We start from the raw sequence: 10,981 nt of genomic DNA on the forward strand, positions 1-10,981 counted from the left end.
GGGCGGGGGTGCGGGCGGGGGCCGGTACGGGCGGCGGGGGGTGTTGCGGCACCGCATAGGCTGTGCCCCAAAGCCAGCTTCAGCCAGGGGGCAACCGCGATGACGACAGGTCGGCAAGGGCTGGGGGCGCCTCCCGGCCCCCAGGCCGGAGGACGCCCTGTGCCACCGAACTCGGCCTACGCCGGGCAGGTCGTGCACTTCCCGGATCCGGTGCGTGCCGCGCGGTATCCGGCGGGGGTGCGGATGGACGGGAACGGCTTCCCGGACTTCTCGCCGTACGCGCGGGCCGCGGCGGAGATCGCCGAGCCGCCGGAGGGTTTCGGCGTGGACGAGCTGCGGCTGACGGACTTCGTATCGGCGAACGCGGCGCTGCACGCGCAGGGCCACGAGCTGTGGATAGACGTGCCGGCGGTGGCCACGCCGCACGGCTGGACGTGGCACCACGTGGCGGGCACCCGGCGGATGGAGCTGGTCCCGGTCGAGGTGAAGGCGCTGCTGCGGCACCACGCGGGGCTGGCGACGGCGGCGGTGGCGCACGACAAGCGCGGTACGCGGCCGCTGCAGGAGACCCGGCCGGTGCATTTCGGGCTGCCGCGGCGGGAGCTGGCGGTGGCCGAGGAGCAGGTGGCGCAGGCCGAGGAGGCGCTGGGCTACCGCCTGCCGGGTGCGTACCGGTCGTTCCTGAAGGCGGCGGGCGGGTGCGCGCCGGTGGGGGCGGCGCTCGACGCGGAGCTGGGGCTGCTGGTCGACCAGCCGTTCTTCACGGTGCGCGATGACGCGGCGGTGAACGACCTCGTCTATGTGAACAAGTGCCTGCGCGACCACTTCACCAAGGACTACCTGGGGGTGGCGTTCGCGCAGGGCGGGGTCCTCGCGGTGAAGGTGCGCGGGGAGGCGGTCGGCTCGGTGTGGTTCTGTCCGTACGACGACGCCCGGGATCAGGACGGGTGGTCGGTGCAGGAGCGGGTGGAGCGGCTGATGCTGCCGTGCGGGGCGGATTTCGACGAGTTCCTGCTGCGGCTGGCGGGCAATCCGCCGGAGCTGGAGACGGTGGCGAACTTGATGGTGGACGGCGGTTTCGCGTACGCGGTGCCGGTGGAGGGCTGATCGCGGTGGTGACGTTCGCGCAGGCGCAGGAGCGCGCGGAGCGGTGGGTGAACGGCGAGGTGCCGGCGGAGCTCCACCGCGAGGTGCGGGTGCGGGAGTTCGCGCTGGGTTTCGTGGCTTGGGCGGAGGACCGGGAGGACGGTGCGGCCGGCGGCGGCGGCCGGAGCCGGCTGGTGATCGCGCGGGACAGCGGCGAGACGACGCTGTGGCCGGGGCTGCCGGTGGGCGAGGTGATCCGGCGTTACGAGGAGGAGTACGCGGCGCCGGCGGACGGCGGGTACGGGGCCGCGGAGCCGCCGCAGCGGATCGATCTGGAGGCCACGTCGTTCCTGCTGACGCCGCCGGAGTGGCTGCAGGAGGCGGCGGACGCGATCGGGCTGGCGGGGCGGAAGGAGGCGGCGGGGGCGGCCGGGGCGGCGGACGCTTCGGGGGCTTCTGGAGCTGCTGGGGAGGGAGACCCGTCCGTCTCCACTTCCGGTTCCGGTTCCACTTCCGGTTCCGCGTCCACTTCCGGTTCCGTTTCCGGTTCTGCTTCCGGCGGCGGGCCGGTGGCCGAGGACACGCCGTGGGCCGCCGCGGACACCACCTCCGGTGCGGGGGACGAGCTGTCGGTGGCGCCGCCGCAGACGGTGTTCGCGCCGCCGCTGGCCGGTTCCGACGACGAGGACACGGCGGCGCCCCGGGTCCGGCCGGACGCCAAGACCGAACTGCTGCACCGCGGCAGCCAGTTGCCGCCCACCAAGGAGGCGCCCGCGCTGCCCGACCGGGACGCGGGCCCGGGCGGCTCCGGCGGCCGGCCCGCGGTGCCGCCGATGCCGTCCGCGCCGCCGCCGATGCCGACCGCCCCGCCGGCCCCGCCCGCGTCCGGTCCGGCGCCGGCCGCGCTGCGCGATCTGCCGCCGCCCACCGGCACGCCGGTCGCCGACGTACCGCCGCCGCCCGGTGTGCCGGTCCCCGGTACGGGCGCGGACACCGGTGCGCCGCAGGCCGGCGCGCCGTCCGGTGACGGCCCGGCGTCCCCCGGCCCCGGTGGCCCGGGCGGGCCAGTCGGCGGTTACGTACCGACCCAGCTGGTGTCCCAACTGGACGCTTCCAAGCTGGACTTGAGCGCCATGGACGGGCCGGGGGCGAGCGACGGCTCCGGCGGTACGGACGCGACGCCGGGCGGTGGCGCCCCCGCCGCGGGCGGCGGGGTGCACGCCGCGGCGACGATGCTGGCGGACGGTGCGGCGCTCCAGGTTCCCGCGCCGGGTCCGGGCGGTGCGTCCGGTGGGCCGGGTGCCTCCGGTGGTCCCGGTGTGCCGCCGCCTCCGCCGCCGCCCCCCGGCGTGCTGGGCGCGTCCGGCGCGAGCGCGGGCGGCCGCGGCCCCGGCGGCGGCCAGGACGGCCCGCCGCCTCCCCCTGCCCCGCCCGGGGTCCCCCCGTCCCCTTCCCCGTCCGCTTCCCCTTCTGCTTCCGGTTCCGCGTCCGGTCAGGCGTCCGGTCAGGCCGCCGACCCGTCCGCCGGCCCGGCGACCGGCCCCGGCCCCGGTGGCGGGGTGCACGCCGCCGCCACGATGCTGGCGAGCGGCGCCGCCCTCCCGGGCCCCGGCGGTCCGGGCGGCCCCGGTATGCCGTCCGCCGCCGGCCCCGGCGTACCGCCGCCGCCCGCCGCGCCCATGGCGCCGCCGGTCAGCCCCGGCCCGCCGCCGCCCCCGCACGGCATGCCGGCCCCGGGCGTACCGCCCACCGGAGCACCGCCCACCGGCGCCCCCGGTCCCGGCGCCCCCGGCGGCTACGGCTACCCGCAGCCGCCCTCCGGCCAGCCGACCGTCGGCCCCGGCTATATGGCCGTCCTCAGCTACCGCGCGCCGGACGGCAGTGAGCAGAAGATCGTCCGCCGTTCGGCGCCGGGCACGCCGCACCCGGAGTGGCAGCTGCTGCACGAGCTGCGGGCGATGAACGTGCCGCCGCAGCAGGTGGTGGAGCTGCACACCGAGCTGGAGTGCTGCGAGCTGCCCGGCGGCTACTGCGCCCGGATGGTGCGGGAGACCTGGCCGCAGGTGCGGATCAGCCACACCGCCGCGTACGGCACGGACCACGCCTCGCGGCAGCAGGGCGTCCGGCATCTGATCGAGCATCAGGGCGAGCTGCACCAGGTCGCGGACGGTCCGGCGCGGCCGGCGCCGGTGCGGGCGCCGCTGCCGCACCCCTCGCAGGTGCCGCCGGTGCCCCCGGTGCCGCCGCAGGCGATCGGGCAGGAGCTGGAGCAGGCGTTCGGGCCGCAGGGGATCTTCCGCTTCGACCAGCGGGCGGTCTCCCGGCAGGGCGTGCCGGAAGTGGTGGCGCAGACGCTGGTGTGGGCCGGGCTGCCGGTCGACTTCGGGCCGTTCTTCTGGGCGCAGGCGCAGCCGGGGCGGCCGGTGCCGACGCTGGCGGAGCTGGCGGCCGAGCGCCGGGTGCAGCCGGCGCCGGACGCGGGCTCGTATCTGGTCATGGGGAACGACTTCGGGCGCCAGCTGTGCGTCCAGTACGGGACCGCGAACATCGTGGCGGTCCCGTTGGAGGCGGGCCCGGGCGGGCAGGCGGCGGTGCCGCAGTTCGTCAACACCGGGCTGCCGGAGTTCGTGCGCTGCCTGGCGATGCTGGGGCGGATGTGGCGCCTGCGGTACGGGCTGACGCCGGAGCAGGCGGGCCGCTGGACGGTGGACTTCCAGGCGCAGCTGGTGGCGCTGGACCCGCCGGCGCTGGGGTCGCCGGAGACCTGGTGGTCGGTGCTGCTGGAGCAGATGTGGGACGGGCTGCTGTAGGCCCGTGGGGCCCGTGAAGGCGGGCCCGTAAGCGCAATCCCGTAGGGGCAGCCCCGTAGGTGGGAGCGGCGGCGGGGGGTGGTCGGTTCGGCCGCCCCCCGCCGCCGTTGTGTGCGCGGGGCGGGCCGGGGTACCCGCCCGGGGGCGGCCGGTGGCGCGTCAGCAGGAGAGGGCGGGGTACCCCCTCCCGAGCGAAGATCCAATTCAGGCTTCCGCCCCCGTATGACGCATCCTTGTGGGAAGGAATGGGCGGAGTGTCGTGTTGGAGCCGCTTCGGGCCGATCCAGAAAGATGTGCGCGGGACTGTGCGGATGTCCGCGGGTCCGTGCCACCGCGGTGCGCAGCGGAGAGGGGCTTGAGGGATGAGTACTTCGGTTTCGCCTCACGGGTTCGAGACCGTACGAGGACGCGGCTATCGCCCGGAGGACGTGGACCGCCGCGTCGAGGGGCTCTCGATCGACCGCGACTCCTGCTGGGAGCGGGCCGCGCGGCTGACCGTCCTGTGCAACGAGATGGAGGCCGAACTCACCGAGCTGCGCGCCTATGTGGAGCAGCTGCCGGAGCAGACGTACGAGTCCCTGGGCGAGCAGGCGCGGCTGATCCTGACGACGGCGGAGTCGGAGGCGGCGCGGCTGCGGTCGGAGGCCGAGGCCGAGGCGGCGCGGGCGCACGACGAGGCGGCCGAGTACGCGCAGAAGGTGCAGGACGCGGCGGACGAGGCGGCGCAGCGGCTGCGGGCCGAGGCGCAGGAGGACGCCCGGCGGATGGACAAGGCCGCGGCCGGTGAGGCGGCCGGGCTGCTGGCGGAGGCCGGGCGGGAGGCCGAGGAGCTGCGGTCGGAGGCGGCCGGGGAACTGGCCGAGACCCGGCGGCGTACGGAGCGGCTGCTGAAGGAGCAGGAGACCCGGCACACCGAGGAGTGGGACGCGCTGGAGCGCGAGATCGCGCGCCTGGAGGAGGAGATGGACCAGCGCGTCGCCGAGCTGGAGGCGCACGGCGAGGCGGTGATGACCGAGCGGCGGCGGCTCCAGGCGGAGGCCGAGGAGTGGGCGCGGCACCGCCAGGAGGACGCCGAGGCGCGGGCGGCGGAGGTGCTGGCGCAGGCGCGGGTGGAGGCGGAGCGGATCGAGCGGACCACCGAGCGGATCGTGCGGGAGCACGAGGAGGCGCGGGAGGAGCTGCGGATCCATATGACGCATGTGCGCAACAGCCTGGCGGCGCTGACGGGGAAGGACCCGGGGGAGCTGCCGGGGTCGGGCGCCGGGGCCGGTCAGGGCGCGTCGGCCGGTCCGGACGCGGCCGCGGCCAGCGGGCCGGACGCGCCCGCGCACACGGGTCCGGACGCGGCGGGCGGCGCGGATCCGGCTCCCGCCGGGGCGGACCCGGACGACGAGGACACGCTGGAGACGGAGCTGCCCCAGGTGGACGGGAGCGGTTCGAGCCGCCGCTGATCCCCGGCCCCCGGACCCCGACACCGGCACGGGCCTCGTACCGGCGGCCGCCCGCTCACCGGGCCGGCGCCGCCCCGGCCGGGCCCGTACCGCCGTCCTCCCGCCCGATGCCCTCATCCTCCGGAACCGACCCTCCGGACGAGGCCGCCGCCTCCGGAAGCACGTCGCCGTGCACCGGGAACCGGCGCGGCGCGAGCAGCAGCACGGCGAGGAAGGCGAGCGCGGCGGCGGCCGCGGCGCCCAGGTAGACGTGCTCGACGGCGGCGTCCACGGCACGGCGGAGGTAGTCGGCGGCGCGGCTGGTGAGCGCCCCGGCGTGCTGGAGGGCGTGCGAGACGGCGTCGAGGTCGTGCGGAAGGCCCGTACGCAGGTCGGCCGGGGCGTGGCCGAGGCGGTCGCTGAGGGTGGCGTTGGCGATGGCGCCGAAGAGGGCCGCGCCGAGGGACTGGCCGACCTGGCGGCAGAAGAGGATCGAGGCGGTGGCGGTGCCGCGTTCCGCGTAGCCGACCGAGGACTGCACGCCGATGATCAGCGGGAGCTGGAAGAGGCCGAGGGCGGCGCCGAGCGCGAGCATCAGCAGTGCGGGCTGCCAGGCGGCTCCGGGGTAGGGCAGCAGCGGGAAGGCGAGCAGGACCAGGGCGGCGGCGCCGATGCCGAGCAGCGCGCAGACCCGGATGCCGGTGCGGTTGTAGACGCGGCTGCTGAAGGCGGCGGATATCGGCCAGCTGAGCGTCATCACCGACAGCACGAAACCGGCGGCGGTGGGGCCGAGGCCGAGGACGGCCTGCGCGTAGGTGGGCAGGAAGACGGTCGGGGCGACCATCAGCAGGCCGAGGGCGCCCAGGGCGAGGTTGACGGCGGAGATGGTGCGGCGGCGCCAGACCCAGCCGGGGATGACGGGTTCGGCGGCGCGGCGTTCGATGGCGACGGTGGCCGCGGCGGCCACGGCGGCGCCGCCGAGCAGCAGCAGGGACGGGGCGGAGAGCCAGGGCCAGGCGGTGCCGCCCTGGACGAGGGCGGTGAGCAGCAGCCCGCCGGTGGCGAAGACGGCGAGCGCCCCGGGCCAGTCGACGCGGGCGCGGCGGGCTGGGGCCGTACGCGGGGTGTCGTGGAAGTGGCGGACGATCAGCCAGAGGGCGAGGGCGCCGAGCGGGAGGTTGATCAGGAAGATCCAGCGCCAGTCGCCGTAGGTGGTGAGCAGGCCGCCGAGGCCGGGGCCGGCGACGGCGGAGGCGGCCCAGACGCTGGAGAGCTTGGACTGGATCTTGGGGCGTTCCTTCATCGGGTAGAGGTCGGCGGCGATGGTCTGCACGGTCCCCTGGAGCGCGCCGCCGCCGAGGCCCTGGAGGACCCGGAAGGCGATCAGGGAGGCCATGTCCCAGGCGCCGGCGCAGGCCAGGGAGCCGATGAGGAAGAGCACGATGCCGGTGACGAGGATCGGCTTGCGGCCGTAGGTGTCGGAGAGCTTGCCGTAGACGGGGAGGGTGACGGTGACGGCGAGGAGGTAGCCGGAGAAGAGCCAGGAGAAGACCGCGAAGCCGCCGAGGTCGCCGACGATCTGCGGGACGGCGGTGGCGATGATCGTCGAGTCGAGGGCGGCCAGTGCCATGCCGAGCATCAGGGCGGCGGTGACCGGCGCGCGGCGCGCGGGGGCGGTGCCGTCCGGCGGTGCGTTCCCGGTGCCGTTCCGGCCGGCGCTGTGGCTGTCCTGGGTGGTGCGGCTCACCGGGTGCCCCCTCCTGACGTCGTGCGGTGGCGCCGACCCGTTAGGTGTAGTCGGCACGATTCGTGGGACACCCTCGCACGCGCGGTGGCCGGGCGGAATGGGGTTTCTCGCAGCATGGGACGGCGGCGGGCCCTGCTCGGGCGGCCGGTTGTCGGTGGGCCAGCGTAAGGTGGGCAGCCCTGGTCCGTTCGCGCCCGCAGGCGCCGCCGAGGGTGCCGGACCGGTCGCGTTGTTCGCCTCGCTGGGACGGAAGCCTTTCATGAGCCTGAGTGGTCTGCTCGACGCCGTCGTACGGGACCCGGCGCTCGCCGAAGCGGTCAAGGCCGCGGCCGACGGGCACCGGCCGCATGTCGACCTGGTGGGGCCGCCGGCCGCCCGCCCGTTCGCGGTGGCGGCGCTGGCGCGGCGCTCCGGCCGCCCGGTGCTGGCCGTGACGGCGACGGGCCGGGAGGCCGAGGATCTGGCCGCCGCGGTGCGCTCCCTGATGCCGGCCGGCGAGGAGAACTCCGTCGTGGAGTTCCCGTCCTGGGAGACGCTGCCGCACGAGCGGCTCTCGCCGCGTTCGGACACCGTCGGCCGCCGGCTGGCGGTGCTGCGCCGGCTGGCCCACCCGACCGCCGACGATCCGACCGCGGGCCCGGTGTCGGTGGTCGTCGCGCCGATCCGCTCGGTGCTCCAGCCGCAGGTCAAGGGGCTGGGCGAGCTGGTGCCGGTGAGCCTGCGGACGGGGCAGTCGGCCGATCTGGAGCAGGTCGTGGACGGCCTGGCGGCGGCCGCGTACGCGCGGGTCGAACTGGTCGAGAAGCGCGGCGAGTTCGCGGTCCGCGGCGGCATCCTGGACGTCTTCCCGCCCACCGAGGAGCATCCGCTGCGGGTGGAGTTCTGGGGCGACGACGTCGAGGAGATCCGGTATTTCAAGGTCGCCGACCAGCGGTCGCTGGAGGTGGCCGAGCACGGTCTGTGGGCGCCGCCGTGCCGCGAGCTGCTGCTGACCGAAGACGTGCGGCAGCGGGCCGCGGCGCTCGCCGAGGAGCACCCGGAGCTGGGCGAGCTGCTCGGGAAGATCGCCGAGGGGATCGCCGTCGAGGGCATGGAATCCCTCGCGCCCGTCCTCGTCGACGACATGGAGCTGCTGCTGGACGTGCTGCCCGCCGGCAGCATGGCGGTGGTCTGCGACCCGGAGCGGGTGCGCACCCGGGCGGCGGACCTGGTGGCGACGAGCCAGGAGTTCCTCCAGGCGTCCTGGGCGGCGAGCGCGGGCGGCGGCGCGGCGCCGATCGACGTCGGCGCGGCGTCGCTGCGCGGCCTGGCCGACGTCCGGGAGCACGCCCGCGAGCTGGGCATGATGTGGTGGTCGGTCTCCCCGTTCGCCGCCGGTGAGGAGCTGGAGGGCGACGGGGACACCCTGAAGCTGGGGATGCACGCCCCGGAGACCTATCGGGGCGACACCCAGCGGGCGCTGGCGGACACCAAGCAGTGGCTGGCCGACGGCTGGCGCACGGTCTACGTCACCGAGGCGCACGGCCCCGCGGCCCGTACGGTCGAGGTGCTGGGCGGGGAGGGCATCGCCGCCCGCCTGGAGGCCGACCTCGCCGCGATCGCGCCGTCCGTGGTGCACGTCGCGTGCGGCGCGCTCGACAACGGCTTCGTCGATCCGGGCCTGAAGGTCGCGGTGCTGACGGAGACGGACCTGTCCGGGCAGAAGGCCGCGGGCAAGGACGCCGCGCGGATGCCGGCCCGCCGCCGCAAGCAGATCGACCCGCTCACCCTCCAGGCCGGCGACTTCATCGTCCACGAGCAGCACGGCGTGGGCCGCTACATCGAGATGGTGCAGCGCACCGTCCAGGGCGCCACCCGCGAGTATCTGCTGGTCGAGTACGCCCCGGCCAAGCGCGGCCAGCCCGGCGACCGCCTCTACATCCCCACCGACCAGCTGGAGCAGGTCACCAAGTACGTGGGCGGCGAGGCGCCGACGCTGCACCGCCTGGGCGGCGCTGACTGGACGAAGACCAAGGCGCGCGCCAAGAAGGCGGTCAAGGAGATCGCCGCCGACCTCATCAAGCTGTACTCGGCGCGGATGGCGGCGCCCGGCCACGCCTTCGCCCCGGACACCCCCTGGCAGCGCGAGCTGGAGGACGCGTTCCCGTACGCCGAGACGCCGGACCAGCTCACCACCATCGCCGAGGTCAAGGAGGACATGGAGAAGTCCGTCCCCATGGACCGCCTGATCTGCGGCGACGTCGGCTACGGCAAGACCGAGATCGCGGTCCGCGCGGCGTTCAAGGCCGTCCAGGACGGCAAGCAGGTGGCGGTCCTGGTGCCCACCACCCTCCTCGTCCAGCAGCACTACGGCACGTTCACCGAGCGGTACGGCCAGTTCCCGGTGAACGTCCGCGCGCTGTCCCGCTTCCAGACCGACACCGAGGCCAAGGCCGTCCTGGAGGGCCTGCGGGACGGCTCGGTGGACATCGTCATCGGCACCCACCGCCTCTTCTCCTCCGAGACGAAGTTCAAGGACCTCGGCCTGGTCATCGTGGACGAGGAGCAGCGGTTCGGCGTCGAGCACAAGGAGCAGCTGAAGAAGCTCCGCGCCAACGTCGATGTGCTCACCATGTCCGCGACGCCGATCCCGCGCACCCTGGAGATGGCCGTCACCGGCATCCGCGAGATGTCCACGATCACCACCCCGCCCGAGGAGCGGCACCCGGTCCTGACGTTCGTCGGCCCGTATGAGCAGAAGCAGATCGGCGCCGCGATCCGCCGCGAGCTGCTGCGCGAGGGCCAGGTCTTCTACATCCACAACCGCGTCGAGTCGATCGACCGGGCCGCGGCCCGGCTCCGCGAGATCGTCCCCGAGGCGCGCGTCCAGACCGCGCACGGGCAGATGGGCGAGGCGCAGCTGGAGCAGGTCGTGGTCGACTTCTGGGAGAAGAAGTTCGACGTCCTGGTCTCCACCACGATCGTCGAATCCGGTATCGACATCTCCAACGCCAACACCCTCATCGTCGAACGCGGCGACAACTTCGGCCTGTCCCAGCTGCACCAGCTGCGCGGCCGGGTCGGCCGCGGCCGCGAGCGCGGCTATGCCTACTTCCTCTACCCGCCGGAGAAGCCGCTCACCGAGACCGCCCACGAGCGGCTGGCCACCATCGCCCAGCACACCGAGATGGGCGCCGGTATGTACGTCGCGATGAAGGACCTGGAGATCCGCGGCGCGGGCAACCTCCTCGGCGGCGAGCAGTCCGGCCACATCGCGGGCGTCGGCTTCGACCTCTACGTCCGGATGGTCGGCGAGGCGGTCGCGGACTACCGCGCGTCCCTGGAGGGCGGCGTGGAGGAGGAGCCGCCGCTGGAGGTCAAGATCGAGCTTCCGGTGGACGCGCACGTCCCGCACGACTACGCGCCCGGCGAGCGGCTGCGGCTCCAGGCGTACCGCGCGATCGCCTCCGCGAATTCGGAGGAGGACATCGCCGCCGTCCGCGAGGAGCTGACCGACCGCTACGGCAAGCTGCCCGAGCCGGTCGAGAACCTCCTCCTGGTCGCCGGCCTGCGGATGCTGGCGCGGGCCTGCGGGGTCACCGACATCACGCTCCAGGGCTCCAACATCCGCTTCGGCCCCGTGGACCTGCGCGAATCCCAGGAGCTGCGCCTGAAGCGGCTGCATCCGCGTACGGTCCTGAAGCCGGCGACGCGCCAGATTCTGGTGCCGCGGCCGACGACGGGGCGGATCGGCGGCAAGCCGGTGGTTGGGCGCGAGCTGCTCGCGTGGGTGGGTGAGTTCCTCACGACGATTTTGGGCTGACGTACGTTGTCGGCTCTCCCGCCGTGCGGGTTGCTGTTGTTTTCGCCTTCGGCGTGGGGGAGTTGGGCGGGGGCGCCGTTTCTGGGGGTCGTTCGTGGTGCCGGGG

General features: G+C 75.0%; 5 protein-coding genes. 4 read left to right on the forward strand and 1 reads right to left on the reverse strand.

Going from position 1 to position 10,981, the window contains the following annotated elements; all coding sequences use genetic code 11:
• Positions 1-99 precede the first annotated feature (99 nt).
• The 3 genes from ADL22_RS06905 (at position 100) to ADL22_RS06915 (ending at position 5,347) form a co-directional block, all read left to right on the forward strand.
• A complete protein-coding gene (locus tag ADL22_RS06905; protein ID WP_066974772.1) occupies positions 100-1,107 on the forward strand; it encodes an HNH endonuclease in 1,008 nt (335 codons plus the stop codon).
• Between the two features lie 5 nt (positions 1,108-1,112).
• Positions 1,113-3,896: an SUKH-4 family immunity protein gene (locus ADL22_RS06910; RefSeq protein WP_066974774.1), complete on the forward strand. Its 2,784-nt coding sequence runs from the start codon at positions 1,113-1,115 to the stop codon at positions 3,894-3,896.
• Positions 3,897-4,258: 362 nt separating this feature from the next.
• Positions 4,259-5,347 (forward strand): cellulose-binding protein, encoded by a 1,089-nt coding sequence (locus ADL22_RS06915; protein WP_234430573.1) that lies wholly within the window; start codon positions 4,259-4,261, stop codon positions 5,345-5,347.
• A 55-nt stretch (positions 5,348-5,402) separates the two neighbouring features.
• Here ADL22_RS06915 and ADL22_RS06920 read toward each other — a convergent pair whose 3' ends face one another.
• Positions 5,403-6,965 carry an MFS transporter gene (locus ADL22_RS06920; RefSeq protein WP_234430574.1) on the reverse strand — a complete coding sequence of 521 codons (1,563 nt, stop codon included), beginning with the start codon at positions 6,963-6,965 and terminating at the stop codon, positions 5,403-5,405.
• Positions 6,966-7,332: 367 nt separating this feature from the next.
• On the opposite strand from ADL22_RS06920, the gene mfd reads away from it, so the two are divergent.
• Complete coding sequence (mfd, locus tag ADL22_RS06925) at positions 7,333-10,875, forward strand: transcription-repair coupling factor (protein ID WP_066974778.1); 3,543 nt, start codon at positions 7,333-7,335, stop codon at positions 10,873-10,875.
• Positions 10,876-10,981: the final 106 nt, after the last annotated feature.

Source organism: Streptomyces sp. NRRL F-4489 (assembly GCF_001509485.1).
Taxonomy (GTDB): Bacteria; Actinomycetota; Actinomycetes; order Streptomycetales; family Streptomycetaceae; genus Streptomyces.

Bases quoted from the DNA above. Each gene is read 5' to 3' on its own strand.
- mfd (WP_066974778.1), top strand. From the start codon at position 7,333: ATGAGCCTGAGTGGTCTGCTCGACGCCGTCGTACGGGACCCGGCGCTC.
- ADL22_RS06920 (WP_234430574.1), bottom strand. From the start codon at position 6,965: ATGCTCGGCATGGCACTGGCCGCCCTCGACTCGACGATCATCGCCACC.
- ADL22_RS06915 (WP_234430573.1), top strand. From the start codon at position 4,259: ATGAGTACTTCGGTTTCGCCTCACGGGTTCGAGACCGTACGAGGACGC.
- ADL22_RS06905 (WP_066974772.1), top strand. From the start codon at position 100: ATGACGACAGGTCGGCAAGGGCTGGGGGCGCCTCCCGGCCCCCAGGCC.